The sequence below is a fragment of the Acinetobacter sp. DL27 genome (assembly GCF_055810995.1).
The window spans coordinates 3,103,518-3,128,113 of sequence record NZ_CM147947.1; the positions used below are offsets into that span (position 1 = coordinate 3,103,518).

Consider the following 24,596-nt stretch of genomic DNA (forward strand, 5'->3'; position numbering starts at 1 on the left):
TTACCTCATTCATTTCAATCAGATGTGCGCTTAGGCAAAGCTCACGATAAAACCCCAATGGACTACGCCAAGCACAGTAATGTAGAGGCATAAATAAAAAATACTGGGTAAAAAAATCCAGCCTTTGTCGACCCAAGGATCGGTCACCCGCATGAGTAACCGTAATACGATGTAGGCCAATACCGCCTGAATGACCAAAACTGGCACATACACACCATAGATATTAAGTTCGCCCATCGTTATGCTCCCAACAAACGGACTTGAAACATTTCATCCCATGTCGCATGACAAAGACTGCTTTGAATATTATTCAGTGAAACTTGCAAACGCCGAGCAATGCTTAGGTCTTGCAGCTGTATAAGCTCGGCCTGAATGATCTGAATTTTGTCCAAAATGTGTTGTCTGACCTGTAGGTCGCTATGGTCTAATTCTTTAGCGTGAAAATAAGCATCCATTTGGCTTTGTAGTTCTTGTAGATGCAGCGTGATAGAGGCCTGCATAGGCATTTTTTCAATCAGTTCTTGCACCCGAGTTAAATCAATCACAGCACTGGATTCAATCAGGGCCAAATTGATTTTTTGCTTCAAGCGATCGGACTGTACCAATTTGGTATTCAGTACGCCTATCCGATCCAACATACTGCGCAAATGCACTCTAAATTCCACCCCATAAGGTAAATAAAGCGCTTGTCGTATCGCTTTATAATGTAAAGACAGGATTCGCTTGGCGGTAATGTCCGGCGACATCGCACGCACCAAGTGAATCACATAGACAGAAATGATGGGGCCAAGCACCGTCCCAATCGATGCATCAAAAAACATCACTTGGTCAAGGTGATAACGGTTTTTCAGGTTTAAGCCCATGACCACACCCATTATCAAAGGCAGCGCCAAACCTGTGAGTGGAGGATGTAAAAACAGCATCAGACAGTACATACAAAAAGGGGCTAACACCACAGCCAACATCCAAAAAGCGCTGATGTGTGGAAAGATGCCATAAGCATAAATAAAGACAATAATCGCCGCATACACACTGGCACGGATAAAGATTTTTAAGGCAGGAACGGGGTTGTCCATACTGGTCAAAATACAGGCACAAATAGCGGCCATCTCTGCCATCATAAAACCGGCTTTCCAACCACTGACAATCCAAAAGCCAGTCGCCACAAGCACCACAATAAAAGCTGAAATGCCGCCACGCACGGCTACGCCATGATCTCGATGTAAGTTGGGATAGTTTGTACTAATCGGAGTCACGATTGCGGGTAAGCTATCATCCCCCTGTTGGATACGCTGCCAAATCAACTTAATGGCGCGTATATTTTGGGTGAAATGACGCACATCCATTTTTAAACTGACCAACATGACTTGCTGCTGTGGCAAGGCACTGTCAAACACGGCTTGAAAACTCGACTCAAACTGCTCAGGTAGCTGGTTTAAGTCCTGCTCTAAAATGACCTGATCACTTTGTAAAAATTTTACAATCTGTACATGCGCCTTTTCTAAAGCTGGTCGGTAGCGTGAGTCAATGTGATCTAACTGCTGAATTCGCTCGGCCATGGCCACCAAGTTTGTCACCAACATACTGAGTTGATGCAGCATTTCTTGGAGCGGTTTGGTCATGCCCTGCAAGGTCGATTTTTCATAGCTCAAGTGCACGGCCATCACATGAATATCGGCAATATCCCGCGTGATATGACTAAGCGTAGTGCTGTAATTAATGGCCTTAACATCATCTGTCAGGATCTGATCAAAAACCGCTCGAGTGTCTTGAAAAGTCTGTGAAACACGGGTTTTGACTACGGGACCAATATGCATGGGAAACAGTACCGCATTCACCACTGCACTACACAGTACTCCCACCGTGATTTCAATGGAGCGACCAATCGCCATATCAAACATGGAAGTGGTTTCAATGTTATACACAATGTTGTAGCAAATAATGACCGTGGTATAGCCCGCCAACATAAAAATATAGCTACGCGGCGTCCGATCCAACAATGAAAAATATAGACAAAACCCGACCCATGTGGCTAAAAATAACGTGAACAATTCTGGAGTGTTGATCAGGTTTGGCGTGACTGCAATCGAAACAATCGCTCCCAACAACGTTCCCAATACCCGATAAAGACTTTTTGAGGAGGTCATACCCGCATAGGGGTTTGCGATGACGAAGACCGTTCCAATCGCCCAAATGGGATAAGCCAAATCTAATGAAAATGCGACATAAAGTGAAAGCATGCCTGCCAAAAAGGTTTTCGTCGCAAAAATCCAGTCCAATTTATTTGGACGGAATGCGAGTAACTGTTTGGTGAGGAACATAAATTCATCTCTAAATGCGCTGAATGACAACATTTAAACAATTCTTCCACACAGCATTGCTCAGACAAACAGCATCACTTCGTCCTCACCTCATGCGAAGACGGATGAAAAAATGATTCAAATAAATGAAGTCTTTTACTGACATGGTCAAAGACAGCGCCATGTTGAAAGGAAAGAAAATAGCTCAATAAATAACAAAAGCATTATTCATTAAAAGACATTTGTAATGATAATTTTTCCAAAAATATGGATTTTTGTCAATTAAAATATCTTAATATGATAATTTACATATTTTTAAGATCATATTTCACCCTTTTTATTGCATTACAAATGCTGATAAAAGTCCACGAAAGCCATGCGCCCAGAACGAAAGCCATGTCGAGTCTAGGGTTTTTGTTATATAGTAACTGTCGTTCAAATGGCATTTATTTTGACTAAGTAGGTTCTTATGGCACTTTCAAGTTTCGGTAAAATTCTCACTGTCTTAGACCTCTTTTCTGTGTCACGCCCGATTATCAATGTCGATATCATCAGTGCCGAACTGGGACTATCACAGCCCACCAGTTACCGTTACTTAAAGGAATTGGTATCCGCAGGACTTTTACAGCGCTTAAGTGGTACCAGTGGTGACTATACTTTAGGCTCTCAGATTGCTGTTTTGGACTATATCTCTCGAACCACAGACCCACTCTTACAAATCAGCATTCCTTTTATGCAAGACATCGTTGAGCGAACGGAGTTTTGCTGTATTCTCACCCAGCTTAACGCAGAGCACTGTATTGACCTATATGGTGAAGTCTTTAAAGACCTTGAGTTATTTTCTTATGGGCGCGGTTGCCCACGTCCCGTGTATTTGGGTTCATCGCCTAAAGTGGTGATTTCACAGCTCAGCAAAGCTAAAATTATTGAATATTATCAAAAATTTTCGGCTCAGCTGGCCGAGGTCAATTTTGCCGCGAGCCAAGATGAATTCTTACAGAAAATGAAAGCCATTAAGAAACAGGGCTATTATTTTTCCAATGGCGAGTTTGACCCCAACCTTGCCAGTCTGTCTGTACCTGTCAAATTTTCACCCAAAGATACACCGTTGGCACTGACCTTATTGGCTTCGAAAAACCGGTTTGAATTTGTCGATCTGAAAAAAATGGTCGAAATATTAAGACATAGCGCCTTACAGATCGAACAGAAATGCCATCTATTGCATAATATTGAGGCTTAATTATACTTAGCGTTGAAGCCTTGGATAGAAATAGCGAAAGGTTAAATTCAGACGCGGCTCACTGATTTTACTGGATTTCATCAAAGCATGTTTCCAGTAGCGCTGGGTCTGTCCACGCATCACGATCAATTGCCCACTATGCAACATCAGCTCGATTTTTTCCTGTTTAAACTTGTGCTTAAAGCAAAACTTACGGGTTGCACCAAAACTGAGTGAGGCAATCACCACATTTTCTTGCTTCGGTGAACGTAGTGAAGGCTCATCATCACTATGCCAGCCCACGGCTTGGCTGCCATTTTCATATAAATTGGCTAGGCACGAGTTAAATGGATGTCCCACCAGTTGCTCAATATGGTGTTTTAAACGAAACAAAGCGGGATGCCATAACAGTGCTTGCTTGGCACTCCCCGAATAGTGATATTGATAGTCGGCATCACCATACCACACCACTTTTCGTTCCGTGACATAATGTTTGCCATACAGTACGACTTCGTCAGGTTGCCATGCCAAATGTGCTAAAAAATAATCCAAATATTTCGCACTTTGCTCCGCAGTTAAAATCAAGCCCAAGTCCTGCACCTGCCCATCGAATGGCAGCAAGTTTTCTTGCGGTTCAGGACTAAACAGATCTAAGGTCATGACTTTTCCTCCTCTGCAAACAGTTTAACTGAATTCAGAACGACACAAATCAAAACAAAGTCACAGCTTGTCGCCTAGCCTCCTTATGCATACACTCATGTGAACTTTCACAATAAAAAGAAGCATGTATGAACCTTTGGCAGTTGTTTCAAAAGCTTCGCCCCTTTGTCCGTCCCTATCGGATATTGGTGATTGCGACCTTGATCCTGACGCTGATTGGCTCCTTCACCGCGCAGGTCAATGCTCTAACTTTGCAATACGCCGTCGACAGTATCAACCGTCTGGTCGAACAAGGCCAAGGACTGACCGAAGGCCTCCATATTTTGATCACCATTTCTATGATTTTACTCAGTAAAGAAATCATCAGTGCCTTGGTGCAGTTTGGTCAAAAGTTTTATGGGGAAAAGCTCCGCATTCTGGTATCGCAAGACTTGGCGCAAAGCATTATCGAAAAATTCCTTAGCTACCGTTTGGCTTTTTTTAATGCCGATCAAAACCAAGCGGGTAAGCTACAAACGCGAATTGACCGTGGCATTGGTTCACTGACCCGTCTGGTACAAATCTTTTTTATCGATATTTTGCCACTTTTTAGCAGCGCCATTGTGGCACTGGGGCTGATGTACTATGCCAACGTTTATGTCGGTTTGGTGGCGACCAGTATTGTGCCCATTTATTTTTGGTTGACCTTTCAACAGGCTAAAAAACTTGGCGGATGGCGACGCAACTTGCGGGATGACCGCGAGAAAAAGAGCCAAGGCATTCTCAGTATTATCCAATCGATTAGCGTGATTAAGTCCTTTAACCGCGAGTCGATTGAATCGACCAAACAACTTAAACTGCAAAAAGCACTGACCGATAATCAGATGCAAACGCGTCAACTCAGCTTTTTATTTGATGGCTTAAAGACCTTTATTGAACAAATCGGGATTGTGCTGATCATCATCCTCACGGCGTACTTTGTGCTCGATGGACAAATGAGCATTGGCATGATCATGTTTCATATTTTGCTGTTTAATAATGTCTCTGCGCCAATTCGTTCATTACACCGCATTTATGATGAAGTGAATGATGCAATGATTTACGCGGAAAGCTTTTTTAAAATTTTAGAAGCCGATGACGAAATCGAGCAAAGTGGTGCGCTCAAACCCACAATTCAGGGAAAATTCAGCCTAAAGAATGTCGATTTTTTCTACCCCAATGGTCATCACGCATTAAAAAAAATCAACATGGAAATTCGACCCAACAAAATCACGGCTTTGGTGGGCTTATCTGGTGCAGGAAAATCCACTTTAATTAGCCTATTAGATAAATTTTATCAGCCCGAAGCAGGAAAAATTGAACTCGATGGAATTGATTTACAAGACATCGACACCGCCTATTTACGCGATCACATTGGTCTCGTCTTACAGAAAAATCACATTTTCCAAGGCAGTATTTTAGACAATATTCGCTATGGAAAAATCAATGCCAGTGATGAAGAGGTCTATGCTGCTGCAGAAAAAGCCTCTATTCATGAACAAATTTTGCAGTTACCCGCAGCTTACCAATCCGACGCACTGATGCTTTCAGGTGGGCAACAACAGCGCATTGCACTGGCACGCATGTTCCTCAAGAACCCACCGATTATTTTTCTCGATGAACCAACCGCCAGCCTCGATGCCATTGCCAGCGAGCAGATTAAACAGAGCCTCGATGAGATCAAACAAGGGCGAACGGTGATTATTATTTCGCATAGCTTGTCACAAATTATCGATGCCGATTATACCTATGTTATGAAGGAAGGCTGTATTGCTGAACATGGGGAACATGAAGTGCTGTACCGTCAGGATGGAGTCTATAAAGAAATTTTTGATGCGATGGCCAAGAGCCTCAATATTGAAAAAATTGCCAAGACTTTTGAAGATGATACTGAGGAAGAAACGCATAGTTAATCTTTTCAGACACAAAAAAAGCTCCCTCAGGAGCTTCTTAAAAATCTAACAATCAAGGCTGTTTTAAATACGGCCAAGCTGCTTTGAGGTAAATAAACATCGACCACAAAGTCAAAATTACTGCGGTATACAACAATGCATAAGCCAACATTTCAAGCGGCTGCCAATTCAGTAAGAACACGGTAATCGCAATCATTTGAAAAGCGGTTTTATATTTCCCGACCGTAGACACGGCTACATTGGTACGTGCACCTAATTCTGCCATCCATTCACGCAGTGCTGATACGGTAATTTCACGGGAAATAATTACAATCGCCGCAAATGCCATCGAAATTTCAGGTTTCCACTGTACCAACACGATCAGCGCCGCTGCCACCATCAATTTATCCGCAACAGGGTCTAAGAAACGCCCAAATGCAGAGGTCTGATTTAAAGTACGCGCCAAATAACCATCGAACCAATCTGTCACCGCTGCAACGACAAAAATAGACGTCAACAAAATATGACGAGACATACTTACCGCTTGTTCAGCGATACCCATTACAGGAGGCCAATAGGCCACCAACAAAAAGACCGGAATTAAGGCAATACGCGCCAAGGTCAAGATATTAGGAATATTCAGGATGCGACCTGTAGTCATAAACACCGCCAGTTGTTTCCCTCATGTACGATGAAAATGCACACTTTTTTGAGGTTTAATCCATCGTTAATAGCGCCCACTTTATACGAATTGACCTAAGGTGTCACTAGGCAAACACGGTAACTGTTTGACGCGAAATTGCAATTAAACGATTCTGATCATCCCACAAATAGGCGGCTTCGGTGGAATATCCATCCGCAGCATATTGCGTTTCAACGCGGTATTTCATCCAATCGTGTAACTGATTTTTCAGCGGATGCACATAGGTCAAATGCCATGTCAGCGAACTGGCGGGTGCCATGCTTTTAAACATCGGTAGCACCCCTGGTGGCCAAATATCCATCGACACCATGAGGTCGGCTACGGTCATGTCTCTATTTTCATGTAAGTCTGGATTAAAGCGATACCAGCCAGAAAAGTCAGGCTTTGGGCTGGCTGTACACGGATACTGCCCTGTCACCCAAACCATATCTAGCTGCTTAAAGCACTCAGGCGCAAGCGGATGATGCGGTACTGCTGTGAGACCATCAACCGATGGAAACGCTGGCGCTACAGGTTCTTGATGCACATGGATACTTGATTCACGCTGTGTCCCGAAGCTTGCCACTAAAATGCTTTGAACTGCATCATCTTGCCATAAACGTACTTCCAAGGTCGTAACCGACTTACCTTGACGTAGAATCTCGCTGGTTAAACGAACTTTAGCCTGTTTTACTGGGCCAACAAAAGTCACGCTACAACTGAGTAAATGCTTCGTATCATCGGCAAGAGCCAACAATGCTTTTTGCATCATTAAACCTGCGACCAGTCCCCCATAAATCGTGCGTCCTTGTAACCAACCTGTAGGAATATCAATCGATTCTTGTTCTACTAAGGCTTGATAACTGTGTTGAAGTGACATGTGGCATCCTTGTTTTAAATTCCGTCCATATCTTTACAACACAATTCAACCAATGTGAATGATCAATGACCCATGCGTCAATGAGCACTTTTGCCATCGCAGTAGATGCGGTTCTATTCATGCAAGACTTTATAAATAGTACGCGCCATCACTTCGCCCAAACCGGGGACTAGGGTTAAGTCTTTCTCGGAGGCCTTCAACACCCCTTGAATCCCGCCAAAGTGCGTCAACAAATCGCGGCGGCGTTTCGGCCCCAAACCCGGAATCACTTCCAAAATCGATGAACCACGTTTTTTATCGCGTTTGGCTCGGTGCTTGGTTATCGCAAAGCGATGCGCCTCATCACGCACCTGTTGAATCAAATGCAACGCTTTATGATCTTCAGGCAACTGAATTTTAGTTCCATCGGTAAAGTGTAGGGTTTCAAGGCCCGGTTTACGCCCCTCGCCTTTTGACACCCCGACCATAAAGGCCTCTAAACCCAGCTCTTGCATGACTTCCATCGCCATATGCAATTGCCCTTTACCACCATCAATCAGTAGTAAATCAGGCAGCATGGCTTTTTTATAACGACGAGTCAGCGCTTGGCGCATTGCGGCATAGTCATCACCCGCGGTAATGTCTTGAATTGAAAACTGACGATAATCGCGCTTACGAATGCCGCCACTGTCGAATACCACACACGAAGCCACGGTTTCTTCACCCATGGTATGTGAGATGTCAAAACATTCGATCCGATCAATCGGACGCCCCACCACTTGTTCAAGTTGATGGAAACGCTCATTCAGTTCAAAGTGATTGGCCAATTGCCCTTTGATCGCATGCTGCACATTCATCTGTGCCAGCTCTAACCATTCTGCACGTGTCTCACGCACGCTATGTTTAATCTGTACTTTCTTATCAAACTGTTGTTGTAACGCCTGTTCCAGCTCTTTTCGATCGGGCAATTCGACATTTACAATCAACTCACTGGGTACTTCATCCGCCACTTGGAAATAAAAGTTTGCTATGAAGTCGGCCAGCATTTGCCCCAAATCATCTCCGAGCATATCTGGGAAGTAGCTTTTACCTCCGAGCATTTTCCCGTTGCGCACATGCATGATCTGCACACAGGTTACCCCCGCCTGATAAGCGATCGCTAAAATATCGGCCTCACCTTTGAGCTTATAAATAGCTTGTTGTGACTGGACATCCCGCAGTAATGCCATACGATCACGGTAAAACACCGCTTTTTCAAATTCTAGGGCTTCGGCCGCTTGCTCCATTTTCGCAATCAGTTCTTGATTCAGCTCTTTGGTGTCCCCTTGTAAAAAACGAATCGAGTTATCGACATCATTTTTATATTCTTCAGGGCTAATGAGCCCCACACACGGCGCTGAACAACGTTTGATTTGATACTGCAAACAAGGACGCTTACGCTGTGAAAAATAGCTATTTTCACACTGGCGAACATTAAACAGTTTTTGTAAAACCAACAAAGTATCCCGTGCATTATAAGCACTCGGATACGGCCCAAAGAACTTCCCAACTTGGTGTTTGCCTTTGCCCCGACCCGATGCAATCCGTGGATACGGTTTGTCGGCAGAGACAAAGATATACACATAGGACTTATCGTCCCTGAGCATAATGTTATAGGGTGGACGGTGCAGCTTAATCAGGTTTTGTTCAAGCAGCAGTGCTTCAGTTTCGGAACGAACGACTAAGGTTTCGATATCATAAATACGCGCCACCAAAGCTTGGGTCTTCGGGTGCTCAATGGTTTTGACAAAATAACTCGAAACACGATTTTTTAAATTTTTCGCTTTGCCCACATACAGCAGTTCACCGTCTTTGCCGAGCATGCGATAAACGCCCGGCAGTGTGGTCATATTGGCTAAAATTTTTTCGATATGTTCTCGTGCGTTTTCGTTCACAGGGTTCCCTAATTTTCTCGGCTCGCCGTCAACTGTTCTGCTTAGGCTTAGCCTTTGATCTGTCTTTTAGATTGGGCAGGTCTGACGCATTTCAAGCACATGAAAGTACATTTCAAAACCAGTCTGCTGGTAAAAGACATTGATGCTGAGGTTGAAGGCTTACTCCAGATCCATCGCTTCAAAATCGATCCGTTCAAACACACCTTGTTCATTGCGGGCAAAGTGACTTCCCGCAGGCGCATTTAAGTGAGCAATGATGTCCGCATCATAATTGGCAATCACATTGACCTCATAAAGACCTAAGTTTTCAGGGTCTTCAATATAGTCATCTCCTTCTTCACCCGATAAAAACACCCAACCACTTTCATCGCTAGATTGTGCTTCTTCACGGTACATATAAGCCACTTTTAGGCCTTGCACCGTAATCATATCTGATGCGATACAACTCCCCATATGCGGCACTAAAGTTTGAATTTGTGTCGGACTCAATTGATACGACTTCATAAGAATATCCTTCAACGGCAAGTAGACGTTTTGCATGTGGAGGTTTGTGGGATGAACAGAACTCAAGTTTATTTTACTTTAGTCTTCACGGCATATTTGAGCAAGGCTTTCACTCGCTTAGGCCCGTAAAGCATACAACTTACCTAAGATTATATTTATGACACTTTCAGCGCAGCTTTAAACGCTACTTTGTCTTTCGGTGACACCAAAATGGTTTTGGTTTGGCCCTGTTTCAGATATTCAATCTTTAGACGATCTAAGGACAAGGCTGGTGAACTGATGGAATTATCTGTTTCAGAAACCGACTGTATCGCGCTTAAGGGAATGATCCATTTAAAACAGAGACTGCGAATTGTCAGTTGCTCCTGATCGACCATATAGCGTGTACTCCACAGCGGCCACCACAGCAAAACAATAGTCAAAGCATAGACCACAACGAACAAAAGATTTTGCATCAAAATACCTTTGCCATAGGTGGTCAAAATCAATTGGGCCAACAGGCCTGACATGGCAATAATAAACCCCAAAAACCACCAGTCCATCTTCGAACGAAACTTTTGCACCTTGAAACCTCATGCTTTATCTAAGTTATAAGTTGCGATCTTAAAAATGACACAGATACGCGCTCATGTTGTTTTTAGTTTTAACTGAATAAAGCATAAAGCCATGCGTGGTTCGAATCCACTGTAAGCCTTGAAATAAATAGAAAATCAAAAGGGCAGATAGGCTTCCTCTTTTCTGCCCAAATAAAAAACGCCCCTCAGGGCGTTTAATGTGCTTTAAAAAACATAAGGTCGAACAAAGATCAGGAAGAAAATTCCGAGCATCAGGAACCACTTTAAGAAGTAGTACAATTGACGGTTGGTTTTCTTCAAGGCTTTGGCTTTGATCCGCACTTGATAGACATAACCAAAGACTTTATTCAGCCCACCCGTTTGATCCCCTGCTTCATTTGGAGAGCTGGCAGCGGTCATAACTTTTTTACCGAACCAATGGTTAAACTTTTGCATAAAGCGTGTTTTTAAAGGACGCTCGACATCGGCAAAGAAAATAATGCGGTTTTGGTCGGTCTTATTTTCTGCATAGTGAATATAAGTTTCATCAAAGACCACACTTTCACCATCACGCCATGAATAGCGCTGACCATCCACATCAATAAAGCAGCGGTCATCATTCGGTGTGATCAGCCCCAAGTGATAACGCAATGAACCCGCATAAGGGTCACGATGACGAACCAAACGGCTGTCTGGTGCCAGTTCAGTAAACATCGCGGCTTTAATGGTCGGCAAGGTTTTCAGCAACGCCGTCGTTTTTGGACAAAGTTCAGCAGCTGACGGATGCGCAGAGTCATACCATTTCAGATAAAAACGCTTCCAACCCGTTTTGAAAAAGGAATTAAACCCTAAGTCATCATAACTGCTCGATGCTTTAATTCCGCCTTTTTCATATAAAGCTTTGGCTTCATCACGAATCATTTCCCAGTTTTCATCCAACACTTTTAAGTCTTGAAAATGCTGGGTATCGATATAGGGCTGATTCGGCACCTTTGAAAACATGTACATGAGGTAGTTAATCGGTGCAAGAATCGTTGAATGATCGAAAAATTGACGATAAAACGAGTGACGAACCTTCCCACGTTGCTGAATATAAAGTGCAGAAAGAATAAAAATCGCCAGAATGATCCACTTAATCATATGAAAACCTGGAAACCAAAGAAAACGAAATAAAAGAAAAAGACCGGTATTCGGTCTAGACTGCGAATTGTAACATAGGCTGCAAAGTACGTCCTATTTCCAGCTTTTCATCACAAGTTTTCATTCTGTTTGAGTTTACCTGCAAGTGCAGCATTGACTAAATTGCCAAAATCGGCACAAAGATTGACTTGAAATATAAGGACGCCGTCTAATCATTTTTTGAACACTCATCCATAAAAAATCTTAAATGAAACAAAAACTTCACTCTATTTAAGCCGCATCATTCAAAAATACATCATGCAAGCACACGAAATAATTGAATAAAAATAGATGACCCTTGCGTCACGGCTTGATACAACTTGTTATGTTCTTTTTCGATATAGTTATCGTAAGATTGGCGGAGCATAGATGTACGTAGGAATGACGTACTCGCTTCACAACATCAACTTAGAAGTCCTCCAAAATAAAGGAGATCAGGCATGATCCACGCTGGCAATGCCATTACCGTCCAAATGCTTTCGGACGGAATTGCAGAATTCCGCTTTGACTTACAAGGTGAGTCGGTCAACAAATTTAACCGTGCAACGATTGAAGATTTTAAAGCTGCAATTGACGCTGTTAAAGCAAACGGTGACATCAAAGGCTTAATCGTTACTTCGGCTAAATCTACATTTATCGTTGGCGCAGATATTACTGAATTTGGTGCAAACTTCGCTCAAGGCGAACAAGCGATTGTGGATTGGGCATTGCCTGTTCACGACATCTTCAACGCGTTTGAAGATTTAGAAATTCCTAAAGTTGCAGCGATCAATGGCATGGCATTGGGCGGTGGCTTTGAAATGTGTCTCGTGTGTGACTATCGTGTGATGTCAGACGCGGCTCAAGTCGGTCTTCCTGAAATCAAACTGGGCATCTTCCCTGGTTTCGGTGGTACGGTTCGTTTAAGCCGTCTAATTGGTATCGACAATGCAGTTGAATGGATGGCCATGGCTAATCCTAAAAAACCTGCTGCGGCACTGAAAGATGGTGCAGTTGATGCAGTGGTTGCTGCTGACAAACTACAAGACGCTGCAATTGACTTGGTTAAACAAGCCCTTGCTGGCCGTGTAGACTGGAAAGCAAAACGCCAAGAAAAACTTGACCCAGTTAAATTGAACCCAATCGAACAAATGATGGCGTTCAACTCGGCAAAAGGTGCGGTACTTGCAAAAGCAAATCCTGCTCAATACCCTGCGCCTAAACTTCTTCTTGACTCATTACAAGCAGGTGCAAGCCTTCCACGTAATGAAGCACTTCAAGCTGAAGCGGCTGGTTTTGCAAAAGCAGCGATTACACCACAAGCAAATGCGTTAATTGGTCTATTCATCAATGACCAAGTGGTGAAGAAAACTTCGAAGAAATATGAAAAAGGTGCGCACCCTGTAAACCAAGCGGCTGTATTGGGCGCGGGTATCATGGGTGGCGGTATTGCTTACCAAGCGGCAAGCAAAGGCACACCAATCATCATGAAAGACATTGGTAATCCGCAACTTGCTTTGGGTATGAAAGAAGCCAATGGCTTACTGACCAAACAAGTTGAACGTAAGAAGATGAAACCTGCTCAAATGGGTGAAACTCTTGCGCGCATCCGCCCTACTTTAAGCTATGACGAGTTTAAAGAAGTGGACATCGTCATCGAAGCGGTGACTGAAAATCCAAAAGTAAAAGGCATTGTACTGGCTGAAACTGAGAAAAATGTTCGTGACAACACGATCATTGCTTCAAATACTTCAACAATTTCAATCACACGTTTGGCTGAAAACCTACAACGTCCTGAAAACTTTGTCGGTATGCACTTCTTTAACCCAGTACACATGATGCCATTGGTAGAAGTGATCCGTGGTGAGAAGACTTCGGCTGAGGCGATTGCGACCACTGTAGTTCTTGCTCAGAAAATGGGTAAAACACCAATCGTTGTGAACGACTGCCCGGGCTTCCTTGTAAACCGCGTATTGTTCCCTTACTTCGGTGCATTTGACCTTCTATTGAAAGACGGTGCTGACTTCCAACAAGTCGACAAAGTCATGGAAAAATTCGGCTGGCCTATGGGTCCTGCTTACTTGATCGACGTTGTTGGTATCGACACTGGCGTTCATGGTGCAGAAGTCATGGCTGAAGGTTTCCCTGACCGTATGAAGCCAGACTTCAAAGGTTCAATCGAAATCATGTACGAAAACAAACGTTTGGGTCAAAAGAACGACGTTGGTTTCTACAAATACGAACTTGACCGTAAAGGCAAAAAAGCCAAAGTGGTTGATCCAACTGCGTATGAGCTTGTTGCTACTGTGGCAACTGCAGAAAAACGCGAGTTTGATGCTCAAGAAATCATTGACCGTATGATGCTTGCTTTCTGTAACGAAACTGTTCGTTGCTTAGAAGACAACATCGTAGCGACTGCTTCTGAAGCAGACATGGCGATGATTATGGGTGTCGGTTTCCCTCCATTCCGTGGTGGTCCATGCCGTTACATCGACCAAACAGGTGTTGCTGAATACGTTGCACTTTGCGACAAATACGCACACTTAGGTAAGGCTTATGAAGCGCCACAGATGTTGCGTGACATGGCTGCTAACAACAAAAAATTCTACGGTTAAGGAGCAACGTGAATGGCTACTTTAAATCCACGTGACGTTGTCATCGTTGATGGCGTACGTTCAGCAATGGGTAAAACCAAAAACGGTATGTTCCGCAATGTACGTGCTGACAGCTTATCGGCTGAATTGGTTCGTGCTTTAGTTGCTCGTAACCAGTTTGACACCAATGAAGTTGAAGACCTGATCTGGGGCTGTGTAAACCAGACTTTAGAGCAAGGGATGAACATTGGCCGTAACATTGGTTTATTGGCTGACCTTCCAAAAACTGTGGCAGGTCAAACGGTTAACCGTCTTTGTGGTTCTTCTATGCAAGCGCTTCACACCGCTGCTGCACAGATCGCTACCAACCAAGGTGATGTATTCATCATCGGTGGTGTAGAGCACATGGGTCACGTCGGCATGATGCACGGCATCGACCTGAACCCAGAAGCGTCTAAGCACTATGCAAAAGCGTCTAACATGATGGGCTTAACGGCTGAAATGTTAGGTCGTATGAACGGCATTACGCGTGAAGAACAAGATGCGTTCGGTGTTGAATCTCACCGCCGCGCTTGGGCTGCAACGCAAGAAGGTCGTTTCAAAAACGAAATCGTGGGTGTTGAAGGTCATGATGCAAATGGCTTCAAAATCCTTTGCGACATCGACGAAGTGATTCGTCCAGATGCAAACCTTGAAGCATTCAAAGGTTTACGTCCTGTATTTGACCCGAAAGGCGGTACAGTAACAGCTGCGACTTCTTCGGCTTTGTCTGATGGTGCATCTGCAATGCTACTCATGTCTGCTGAACGCGCTCAAGCTTTAGGTCTTAAGCCTCGTGCTGTGATTCGCTCTATGGCGGTTGCAGGCTGTGACGCTGCGATCATGGGTTATGGTCCTGTACCTGCAACTCAAAAAGCGCTTAAACGTGCTGGCTTAACGATGGCAGATATCCAAACCATCGAGTTAAACGAAGCGTTTGCTGCTCAAGGCTTATCAGTGATGAAAGGCTTAGGCGTGTATGAGAAGCAAGACATCATTAACTTAAATGGTGGCGCGATTGCACTGGGTCATCCATTGGGTTGTTCTGGTTCACGTATTACAACGACGTTGTTAAATGTGATGGAACAACAAGATACGCAAATTGGTCTTGCGACTATGTGTATCGGTCTTGGCCAAGGTATCGCGACGATTATCGAACGTGTTTAATATTTAGTTAAATACTGAGATAAAAAGAAACCCCGCTTATTGCGGGGTTTCTTTTATTTAGATCAAATTAAAATCAGGATATTCTCTTTGGTAAATTTTAGCAAAATCAGTCAGCTCCATCGTTTCTTTATCCCAATCAAAGTCATATGCCAAAAAATATTTACAAAAATTGATATTTAAATATGCAACGATTTTTTTGTAGTTGAAAGCACTACTTTCATCTGAAATATTTTTATTTGAAACTAATATCCATTTTTCATCAATTTCTTCTTTATATAATGAATCCCAATATGTTGGAGGATAATTACCCTTACCAACATAATCTTTAACTTCATTTTTCCTCATAATTAAAGTTATTTTTTTTGATTTAGTAGAAATTCTACTAAAACTCATATCATAATAAGACCTATCATCATTGAGAAATACACTTCTTAAAAATGCCACATTAGCTGACTTAGTTGAATCAATATAATAACTTGTGTACAAAAAATCACTATCACATATATTTTTAAGCGTTAGATCAAATTTTTCAAAAACATTCTTATGTGAAATAAAATAAATAAGTTTTTGCATTCCCACAGATTTTAAAATAGAGGGGTCAAATATATACTTTTTATTTTCACCATACAAATAAACATTATCATTTACACATTGAATTTTTTCTATTATTTCAGAATTTTCAAGTTTTAAATTATTCACAATGTTTCTGTAAATTTTATTTCTTAAATCATCACTAAAATCTGGATTACCCAGGAGATTGTCTCTTTGCAAATCCAATGGAAATACCCCTTCTTTATCATCAACCAAAATAGAAGGTTTATTCAATAATAAAAAATCTGAGTCTTTATTTATTTCAAGATTCCTTTCATAAGAACTATAGTTTTCGATCCTTATACCATTACATAACAAAATTGGTTCTTTATGATCTGAATAAAAATTATAATTTGGAAATCTTAAAAAAGCGAACTTAACATTAATTGAGCTATTGGATTTTAATAATTCAAATTTAGATTCATCTATATGTATTGTTTTTTTTAAAAATTTTTTTTCACCATTGATCACATGATTTTTTTCAACAATGATATCTTGCAATAAATACCAGTCCCATTTTTTATAGTTTTTTAGGGCTTTGTTGCACAAACCTACCGATAAAGTCTTATTCGGCAATATAATTCGCAAATGAATAAGCCCACACCTAAAATCTATCGTACAACCAATTGGTCTTCTTATAACAGTGCATTAATAAATCGAGGAAATCTCTCAATTTGGTTCGATCCCAAGACTCAATGGTACGCTCAACCCAAAGGTAAACATGGTCGAAATCAAACTTATTCAGATACAGCCATCCAATGCTGTCTGATGATCAAATCCCTATTTCGATTGTCTTTACGCATGGTCACTGGCTTTGTGCAAAGTCTCATTCATCTTTGTAGATTAGATTGGACAGCACCAGACTATTCCACCATCTGCAGAAGACAAAAGCATATTGATATTGCAATTAACTATCAAAAAAGCAGTAATGGTCTCCAGCTACTCGTCGATTCTACTGGCTTAAAGTTTCTAGGCGAAGGTGAATGGAAGCGTAAGAAACACCAACCTGAATATCGTCGCCAATGGCGTAAACTTCATATTGGTATAGATGCTGAAACCCTTCAAATACGCGCTATTCAACTCACTACAAATAATGTGAGTGATTCACAAGTGCTTGGTGATTTACTCGATCAGATTCCACAAGATGATCAGATTGACTCTGTTTATACCGATGGAGCTTATGACACCAAGCAATGCCGTCAGGTCATTGCAGATCGGCAAGCGCATGCGGTGATTCCGCCAAGAAAAAATGCGAAACCTTGGAAAGATACAAAGATCAGCTCGCTAGAGCGAAATGAATTACTTCGAACAGTTAAACGTTTAGGCAGGACACTATGGAAAAAATGGTCAGGCTATCATCGGCGAAGTTTGGTCGAAACTAAGATGCATTGCATCAAATTATTGGGGGATAAACTCAGTTCGAGAAACTTTCAAAGCCAAGTCAATGAGATGCATGCACGTGTAGCAGTATTAAATAAATTCACAGAGTTAGGCCGACCTCACACCCAAGTTGCCACTTAAATTTGAGTAGATATGGGAAATCTTAATTTTTAAATCTTTGTGCAACAAAGCCGTTTTTTAGTAAGTAATTGTATACACTTTGATCAATTTCAACCTTTACAACTGTACCAACATCCATATTAATTTTATGTATTTGTATCGGCGCATGCACATTTTCACATTTAAAACTTAAACCTTGATCTTCAAAAATACTTCTCGTTTTAACAGTAATCTTATTACCTAAAAGATATGCAGCTAGAACCCCCACACCAAAGCGACCTATTCGAGAAACTCTTGTTTTGCCACTTTGCATGTATTGGTCTTTCCAAATATCACTATGCCTAAATGATGCTCCAACATTTAAGAAATAATCCCTGATTATTTCTTTTGACATTCCTATGCCATCATCTCTAACAATAAAAAAATATTGATCATTATCTTTTTCTAAAGTTAGAGTAACTTTTATCTGTTCATTTTCCTTAGGTATAATTCCTTTATCAACTAAACACATTCTTTCTTTAACGGCATCAACAGAATTTTGCAGTAATTCTCGAACACCAATTTCTGGACGATTACCATATAGGGGTTTAATCAACAATTCCATTAATTGAGTATGTGCCGTCCTAAATCTAAAGACCTCTGGTATATAGTTTATTTTCTTTTCTTTAATAAAATCATTTTTATTATCCAAACTCGAACGTATTCTTCTTATATTCAATCCGAAGTTTAAGTTTCTATATCGCCCATATATTTCTCCTAAAATTGACCAACTAACATCCAATTCCTTTTGAATATCTGTAAATAAATTTATTAGACTTTCATAAGTAACCGCATCTAAAGGCTCAGCATCTATAAAAATTGCTTCTGGATCATCATGATTATTATGAATCTGATCTATAGAATGATGCTTATTCCATTCACCACGTGATATTGGACTAATTAATTTTTTAACTTTTAATAGATCTGATGGAGCTCGATCACTATGTATCTGGATATAATCTGCTATCCTTAAAACAGCCATTACAAATGGTACATGGATACCCTGATCCGATTGCTTACTATTTTTACTCAGCCGATCAACAGCATTTCTTAAAGATAAATTATGACTTTTTGCAATGAAACCAACAAGATCATAAAACCTATAGTTTAAAGTTGAAGCTAATTTTATCTTTTCACCATGGCTTATGCCATTTGGGATTCCATTAAAAGCAATCTCATGTGCTAATCGGGCATGATGCCTTCTAAGAAATTCACCTATCAATAAGCGATGATTTAAAGTCAATTCACCTTTATCATTTGGCACTTCATTAACAATTACTTTTTTTCCAAATAATGAAATTAAACGGTCATCATCAAAGCGTTTTGCTTCTTCTAAAAATTTATTCCAAATAATCCTCCATGACTCCTGATCATCTACATAACGAGATGATATTTTAGGATATTCATCATTTATTAGTTCATAGAATCCATCTTCAGATAAATGTAAGGCACAGTCATGTAAAAGAATTGATAATACAATTGCTGCAATGTCTTCAGCGGAAATAGCATCCCAACTAGATTCTGAAATTAATCCCTGTGCAGAATCCAATACTTCTTGTAAGTGGTTCATTCCATGATCTGTATATTCAGGGAAAAAAACTAACTTATTATCATTAATCCAAGACTGAAAATTTGAAATACTCATTTCAACAGCTGATTTTAACTTAGAATTTTGAGCTAATTTTTCCGAAAATCTATCTGGTATAACTAAATTCACTACTTAACATCCCATTTTTCATTTCCCTTAAGACATCATTATTAAAAAATCCTAAAGGTTTTCTTTATACTACTTTCAATTATCATTTTATTGATATCTTTGATTATTTTATCTTACATCAACCCGCTGCGCCAACAACGTCGCAAAATGCTGTTTAATCCGTTTCCCATCTGCATCTACCCGATGCAATTCACCGATATCTTCATTGTATTTCACAATGTTCCAGCCATCGTATAGCGCACTTAACTCTCCTGCTTTAAACGCAAAAGGAAAGTCAGCCTGCGCAGGAATATCATCGGTATCCATCGCACAGACAATCAAATTCAACCCATTTACATTTGTGGCTTGCTGCATCTGCGCAATCAATGGTTTCACCGTTGGCGCTTGCAAGAACATCATCACCACCGTACAGCAGATAAAGTCGTATGTACCTGTAATGCTTGGGTCAGTATTTAAATCCCGCTGTTGCAGATGAATCTTTTGAATACCTTCGACATCTATTACCTGCTGTAATTTTTGCAAACTTTGTGGATTCACATCCCAAGCATCCACCTCAAAGCCTTGCTGGCTTAAATACAGCGAATTTCGCCCCTGCCCACAGCCGACATCCAAAGCCCGACCACCGTGTAAATATGGCGTAGCCGCCAAAATTTCTGAGTGGGTAGGTGAAAGCTGATATTTCTTATAAAAATAATCTTGCGGAGTGCAGTAAAACTGTAGTTGACACTCTATATCGTCACTCGCCGAAACAATCTTGTGCCATGCTTGAGGCTGAATAAATGGTGGCTGTTGCTCAGCTGTAAACAGATGTTCAGATTGCACTTGACCTGCCTCATCTAGAAAAGCAAAACTCAGCTCACCTTGATAAATCTTTAGCTTTGCCCACGTGCCCGCTTTGGTATTGTGTTGATTTTTAAACCCTTGCGGAATGGTCTTCGCAGTCCACACAGGCAGTTCTTTATAACAAATCAAGTTTTGCATCAGCCTATTTCCCACCTTGTTATGACGTATTCGCCAGTCCATAATTTTTTATCAAGCGCCTGCATGATCATAGCCAGTTCCTACTCAAATGAACATTCATTCGTTATCTAGAAACAGCAGATGGATAAAAAATAAAATCTGTTGCCACGGCATTGAGCGACTCCTAGAACGTTCATGACTTTAAAATTTTGAGCTTTGGCGACTTTTTGAACATTTTAATGATAGGCTTAAAGACAATAAAAATTCAGCTTAACTATATTTCAAATGAGTCGGAGTCTATCGATGTTTGCATCACCTTTAAAAACCATCATTTGCTTAGGCGTCATGGGAACATTATTCACAGGCTGTGCCACCAAAACCCTGATGACCAAAGACAATAAAACCTATACCCGTACCAACAAAGTGACCTTGATTGAAGACCAAGTGGTGGCTTTTGGCAAGCCTGCTCAGCCTCTGCCGAATTTACCTGCGCATAGTTTAGTGATTGCGGGGCAACAAAAAAGTTATATCCTTACCCAAGGTGGGCCTCAATTTGTCAGCTTGATTGGGAAACTAGACCCGAAAAATATTCAAGTGACCCGAGAACTAAGTTTCTATTCAGAAAAGAATGATGGTCATTTTACGGGAACACTGCCACTGTCTTATGTGAAGCTCAAAGAAGACATCAGCAAGAAAGATCTGGAATTTTTTATTGAAAATGGCGCGAAGGAATGTTCAAGTTCCAGCGATGAACGCATGTTTGCGCAGCGTTTCTGTTTCGAGATAAAACTGGCAGGTGTGGTTTACCCTGCGGCGAACAATTTAGCGTCTTTAAAAGCTTTGAGTAAGCCTTATCAGGTGAGCATTTATACCCACCAAGAGGAAAGTTATAAATCGAAGTCAGGCATGAATCCTTTTGAAAAATTAGTGCTGCTGCCTTTTGCCGTCGCAATTGATGTGGTCAGCCTACCCTTCCAAGCAGCCGATAAAATTTTTGATTAATTCAATACAAGCACAGCGCCTAGAACGGATCAGGCGCTGTGCTGTTTTGTGAAAGATTTAAATTAAGAGTTCGCCCATCAACCAAGCCATATACTTTTCTTTGTCCATAAAGTCAGGCGCGCTGCCCGTATCTAGACTGAAGTACTGTTGGTTAAACTGAATCACGATTTGTTCGGTGTGGTGCCAGTCTTCGATCATTTTGAAATATTGGTTGAAGAAAAAACGATTCTTCCCCCAGTTGCTTAAACGTTCTAATTTTGGATAGTTTTTATTTTCTACAAACTCACTATACACATGCTGAATATCATCAAAAACGTGTATGGTTCTCATGACTCACCTGCCTGCACTGAAAAGTCGTCATCGTTGTGATGCTTTTACTCTAGCAGCCAATTTTGAACAACAGATGACAGTCCGCTTACACAACTGTCATCTTTGCACGGTGTTATAACTTCTGTTCTACCTCTTTTTGGGTCTGTTTTTCGACCTGCTTCATCTGGCTATTCAGTGCCAAAATCTCTTTATACAGCGCATTAAACTGCTGTAGTGGGGCATCTTCATAAAACATAAAGGTATTATTTTTCTTTTCCCATTGGTTATTTTTCAGCACCAAGAAAATTTGATCCGCCTTGGCTAAATTCTGTTGTTCAAGACTAAACAGGCGGGTGGCTTCATGGCTTTTTTCACTGGCTTTCATGCTGTCGGTCAGTTGATGGCGGAACCGCGAAGATATTGCTAAATCTTTGGCCTGAGCAATGGCCTCTTTTTGACGTTGTTCAACCTGCTGTGCATAGCTCTCAACAACAGCATGTACGTCTTTCAGCATTTGCTCCGTTTCAGCATAATTGTTCTTTTTGTCTTTGCTTAATCGGTCAATATTTAGAAACTGATCCCAATTTAAGGCTTTTAAATCTCGCAGATATTGATTACGCGCTTCGGCATTTTGCAGCATATGACTGAGCACAAACTCCGCCATAATTTGATAGTCACCTGTCAGACGTGGGTCTTTTACATCGACTTGAATTGGTGTGGTCCAATCTTGAGCTTGTTTGTAAATTTGTTCGGTCTTTTCATACAGCACCGTTTCATAGCTTTGTAGCTGCTGCTGCTCTTTTTGTTGTTGAGAATACTGATAAAACATCCAACCAAAAACGGCACTGGTCGCAAGAACTAAAATCAACACGATACGTCGCATGTTCAGCTTCCTCTTCATTTCTTTTCATCATAGCAAATAAAGGCACATGATCAATATTTCAACATGTTATCGATCTTTTAAGACCCTAAGACCATACCCTCCCCAAGTGGATGAGGAATGCACTGGCGATAAACCAATAAGGAAGTGTTACTTCGTTGGAGCTGTTCTCGGCTGCTGACTATTCTGTTGAATCCCTTGCATAAAATTCCGATCAATCTGGCCAATCGAAATTTGTTCACGGGCAATTTGTACATTGGTCGCATTACGGTCAATGCCAAACGGCTGCAACATGATATACAAACCTTCAGTTGGATTAGACGACTGCAAACCAGCGGCGATGTTTAAGACATGTTCACGTAACAAAGGTGGCACAGAATTTAGATCTGCAGTGACTGCAGGTGGCAAAATATCGATGTTTTGGGTGATGGTCGGATCGACCACAAAAGACTGTGCATCATCCTGTAACTGAACGATACGGTGCTGCAAGGCTTTACGAATATTTTCATCCTGTTGATAAGGAATCACACCCGTTTCAGCACGTAGCTCTGATTCCGCCATGGTTTTAAAAGTCGGTAGACTCACAACCTCACCATTGGCTTGCAGCAAAGTCGGCATAAAAAGAAGAGCGTAACAAAAAACGGGAAGAGAATTTAAAAATTTCATAAAACAATCCCAAACGATAAGAGATATAAAAAGGCATGCTCACACTGAGTGCCTTAACCCTATTGTATATTTTTCGATCTTTGTGCTGCGTAGTTGTCAGATAAACGGTCAAGCCCAGAGGGTTCAACTGATTGAATCCATAGCGAAACCGCTTTTTTTAATGGCCCTGCTTTAAATTTTATAACTCATCCCCATCATTTCCTTAATTGCTCTTTTTACTATTTTTGAGAAATCCCATGCGTGTAGATATTTGGTCAGATGTTGTTTGTCCTTTTTGTTATATTGGCAAAAAACGTTTAGAAGCGGCGGCTGAACAAGCTGGTGTTGAATTGGAAGTGCACTGGCACAGTTTTGAACTGGATCCAGATGCACCAGTACGCCAAGAAATTTCGAACTCAGAACGTCTCGCACTAAAATATGGTCGCACAGTGGCTGAAGTTGAAGAAATGCAACGTAATATTGCCAAAATGGCTGCGGAAGAAGGCATTGAGTTTAACTGGGAAAATGCCAACTCAGGCAACAGTTTCAATGCACACCGTATTATTCACCTTGCTCAAAGCCATGGTTTAGGCAATGAAGCTGAAGAAGCCTTTTTCTTTAGCTATATGACACAAGGCTTACCGATTGGTGAACGTGAAACCATTGAAGACGTGGCCTCTCGTATTGGTTTAAACCCAGTTGAAGTAGATGATGTGCTGGATTCTGACGAATATGCAGATTTCGTGAAGTTTGACCAAGAAGTAGCGCGTGAACAACTGAAAGTAACGGGTGTACCTTTCTTTGTTTTCGATCAGCGTGTGGCTTTAGCAGGTGCGCAGCCGCGTGAAGTATTCTTACAAGTCCTTGAAAAAGCACAAATGCCAACAGAAGAAAATAATGCGGCACAGTGTTCCGATGAGTCTTGTGAAACACCCAAATAATCATAAGGATACTGGTTTCAGACCTTAACTGAGCCCTATCTATAGATGAGAAAATCCCCGGCCTGCGGGGATTTTTTTATAGGTTAAAAAAAATGGATTTATGTTTAATCGACCAAGAAACTAATTTTAAGATTGACCCGATATTCTACAATTTGGTTGTCCTTAATCACCACTTTTTGTTCATTGATCCAAGCACCTTGAACATTCTTCACCGTCTCAGTGACTTTTGCGATCCCTGTCTGAATCGCATCTTCAAAACTTTTCGCACTGCTTGAATTGACTTCTACCACTTTTGCAATGGCCATCTGTTTGTCCTCAGCTATTGTTGTTTTTGCCTGTTCATCTTAGGTGAATTTTTAATCAAAAATAGATAACTTAAACATTCCACAGCAAAAACTTACACAGTATGCACAATCAAAAGACTTCAAAATG

General features: G+C 41.3%; 23 protein-coding genes. 7 read left to right on the forward strand and 16 right to left on the reverse strand.

Features of this window, described 5'->3' with window-relative positions:
• Positions 1-30: 30 nt before the first annotated feature.
• Together AC0KVP_RS14950 and AC0KVP_RS14955 are read right to left on the reverse strand one after the other, a co-directional pair.
• Entirely contained in the window at positions 31-237 is a 207-nt protein-coding gene (locus AC0KVP_RS14950; protein WP_004692723.1) for a DUF1656 domain-containing protein, read from the reverse strand.
• A gap of 2 nt (positions 238-239) precedes the next feature.
• Positions 240-2,321, reverse strand: coding sequence for an FUSC family protein (locus tag AC0KVP_RS14955; protein ID WP_010325760.1), 2,082 nt, complete (start codon positions 2,319-2,321; stop codon positions 240-242).
• Positions 2,322-2,769: 448 nt separating this feature from the next.
• On the opposite strand from AC0KVP_RS14955, the gene AC0KVP_RS14960 reads away from it, so the two are divergent.
• On the forward strand, positions 2,770-3,540 hold the full coding sequence (locus tag AC0KVP_RS14960) for an IclR family transcriptional regulator (RefSeq protein WP_004692725.1): 771 nt from the start codon (positions 2,770-2,772) through the stop codon (positions 3,538-3,540).
• Between the two features lie 6 nt (positions 3,541-3,546).
• On the opposite strand, the gene AC0KVP_RS14965 is transcribed toward AC0KVP_RS14960, so the two are convergent.
• Entirely contained in the window at positions 3,547-4,179 is a 633-nt protein-coding gene (locus AC0KVP_RS14965; RefSeq protein WP_473337653.1) for an alpha-ketoglutarate-dependent dioxygenase AlkB family protein, read from the reverse strand.
• Between the two features lie 128 nt (positions 4,180-4,307).
• Here AC0KVP_RS14965 and AC0KVP_RS14970 point away from each other — a divergent pair, with 128 nt between their 5' ends.
• Entirely contained in the window at positions 4,308-6,110 is a 1,803-nt protein-coding gene (locus AC0KVP_RS14970) for an ABC transporter ATP-binding protein (protein WP_473337655.1), read from the forward strand.
• A gap of 52 nt (positions 6,111-6,162) precedes the next feature.
• Here AC0KVP_RS14970 and pgsA read toward each other — a convergent pair whose 3' ends face one another.
• The 6 genes from pgsA to lpxO all read right to left on the reverse strand — a co-directional run bounded on the left by pgsA (position 6,163) and on the right by lpxO (position 11,762).
• Positions 6,163-6,750, reverse strand: coding sequence for a CDP-diacylglycerol--glycerol-3-phosphate 3-phosphatidyltransferase (gene pgsA, locus AC0KVP_RS14975; protein WP_004692729.1), 588 nt, complete (start codon positions 6,748-6,750; stop codon positions 6,163-6,165).
• A gap of 106 nt (positions 6,751-6,856) precedes the next feature.
• The gene (locus tag AC0KVP_RS14980; protein ID WP_473337658.1) at positions 6,857-7,651 is read right to left on the reverse strand and encodes a thioesterase family protein; all 795 of its coding nucleotides are present in this window, start codon (positions 7,649-7,651) and stop codon (positions 6,857-6,859) included.
• Positions 7,652-7,764: 113 nt separating this feature from the next.
• A complete protein-coding gene (gene uvrC / locus AC0KVP_RS14985) occupies positions 7,765-9,564 on the reverse strand; it encodes an excinuclease ABC subunit UvrC (protein ID WP_005400952.1) in 1,800 nt (599 codons plus the stop codon).
• A 159-nt stretch (positions 9,565-9,723) separates the two neighbouring features.
• The gene (locus AC0KVP_RS14990; protein ID WP_078390040.1) at positions 9,724-10,068 is read right to left on the reverse strand and encodes a DUF2185 domain-containing protein; all 345 of its coding nucleotides are present in this window, start codon (positions 10,066-10,068) and stop codon (positions 9,724-9,726) included.
• Between the two features lie 155 nt (positions 10,069-10,223).
• Positions 10,224-10,631, reverse strand: a complete 408-nt coding sequence (locus AC0KVP_RS14995) for a PH domain-containing protein (RefSeq protein WP_473337662.1) — start codon at positions 10,629-10,631, stop codon at positions 10,224-10,226.
• A 216-nt stretch (positions 10,632-10,847) separates the two neighbouring features.
• Positions 10,848-11,762, reverse strand: a complete 915-nt coding sequence (lpxO, locus tag AC0KVP_RS15000) for a lipid A hydroxylase LpxO (RefSeq protein WP_473337664.1) — start codon at positions 11,760-11,762, stop codon at positions 10,848-10,850.
• Between the two features lie 479 nt (positions 11,763-12,241).
• Here lpxO and fadB point away from each other — a divergent pair, with 479 nt between their 5' ends.
• On the forward strand, positions 12,242-14,395 hold the full coding sequence (gene fadB, locus AC0KVP_RS15005) for a fatty acid oxidation complex subunit alpha FadB (protein WP_148826874.1): 2,154 nt from the start codon (positions 12,242-12,244) through the stop codon (positions 14,393-14,395).
• A 12-nt stretch (positions 14,396-14,407) separates the two neighbouring features.
• The gene (fadA, locus tag AC0KVP_RS15010; protein WP_126038537.1) at positions 14,408-15,580 is read left to right on the forward strand and encodes an acetyl-CoA C-acyltransferase FadA; all 1,173 of its coding nucleotides are present in this window, start codon (positions 14,408-14,410) and stop codon (positions 15,578-15,580) included.
• Between the two features lie 57 nt (positions 15,581-15,637).
• Here fadA and AC0KVP_RS15015 read toward each other — a convergent pair whose 3' ends face one another.
• Positions 15,638-16,747 carry a hypothetical protein gene (locus AC0KVP_RS15015; protein WP_473337667.1) on the reverse strand — a complete coding sequence of 370 codons (1,110 nt, stop codon included), beginning with the start codon at positions 16,745-16,747 and terminating at the stop codon, positions 15,638-15,640.
• Positions 16,748-16,759: 12 nt separating this feature from the next.
• Here AC0KVP_RS15015 and AC0KVP_RS15020 point away from each other — a divergent pair, with 12 nt between their 5' ends.
• On the forward strand, positions 16,760-17,692 hold the full coding sequence (locus tag AC0KVP_RS15020; protein ID WP_473336427.1) for an IS5 family transposase: 933 nt from the start codon (positions 16,760-16,762) through the stop codon (positions 17,690-17,692).
• Between the two features lie 22 nt (positions 17,693-17,714).
• Here AC0KVP_RS15020 and AC0KVP_RS15025 read toward each other — a convergent pair whose 3' ends face one another.
• Complete coding sequence (locus AC0KVP_RS15025) at positions 17,715-19,427, reverse strand: HD domain-containing protein (RefSeq protein WP_473337669.1); 1,713 nt, start codon at positions 19,425-19,427, stop codon at positions 17,715-17,717.
• A 108-nt stretch (positions 19,428-19,535) separates the two neighbouring features.
• Positions 19,536-20,408 carry an SAM-dependent methyltransferase TehB gene (gene tehB / locus AC0KVP_RS15030; protein ID WP_473337670.1) on the reverse strand — a complete coding sequence of 291 codons (873 nt, stop codon included), beginning with the start codon at positions 20,406-20,408 and terminating at the stop codon, positions 19,536-19,538.
• A gap of 282 nt (positions 20,409-20,690) precedes the next feature.
• Between tehB and AC0KVP_RS15035 the strand changes: the two genes are divergently transcribed.
• Positions 20,691-21,389, forward strand: coding sequence for a YidX family protein (locus tag AC0KVP_RS15035; RefSeq protein ID WP_234304155.1), 699 nt, complete (start codon positions 20,691-20,693; stop codon positions 21,387-21,389).
• A gap of 57 nt (positions 21,390-21,446) precedes the next feature.
• Here AC0KVP_RS15035 and AC0KVP_RS15040 read toward each other — a convergent pair whose 3' ends face one another.
• The 3 genes from AC0KVP_RS15040 to AC0KVP_RS15050 form a co-directional block, all read right to left on the reverse strand.
• The gene (locus AC0KVP_RS15040) at positions 21,447-21,719 is read right to left on the reverse strand and encodes a hypothetical protein (protein WP_005400961.1); all 273 of its coding nucleotides are present in this window, start codon (positions 21,717-21,719) and stop codon (positions 21,447-21,449) included.
• Between the two features lie 112 nt (positions 21,720-21,831).
• Positions 21,832-22,581, reverse strand: coding sequence for a hypothetical protein (locus tag AC0KVP_RS15045; RefSeq protein WP_473337673.1), 750 nt, complete (start codon positions 22,579-22,581; stop codon positions 21,832-21,834).
• A 147-nt stretch (positions 22,582-22,728) separates the two neighbouring features.
• Entirely contained in the window at positions 22,729-23,244 is a 516-nt protein-coding gene (locus AC0KVP_RS15050; RefSeq protein WP_473337675.1) for a hypothetical protein, read from the reverse strand.
• A gap of 236 nt (positions 23,245-23,480) precedes the next feature.
• Between AC0KVP_RS15050 and AC0KVP_RS15055 the strand changes: the two genes are divergently transcribed.
• Entirely contained in the window at positions 23,481-24,164 is a 684-nt protein-coding gene (locus tag AC0KVP_RS15055; protein WP_004978697.1) for a DsbA family oxidoreductase, read from the forward strand.
• Between the two features lie 104 nt (positions 24,165-24,268).
• On the opposite strand, the gene AC0KVP_RS15060 is transcribed toward AC0KVP_RS15055, so the two are convergent.
• Positions 24,269-24,469 carry a dodecin family protein gene (locus AC0KVP_RS15060; RefSeq protein ID WP_004978694.1) on the reverse strand — a complete coding sequence of 67 codons (201 nt, stop codon included), beginning with the start codon at positions 24,467-24,469 and terminating at the stop codon, positions 24,269-24,271.
• Positions 24,470-24,596 lie beyond the last annotated feature (127 nt).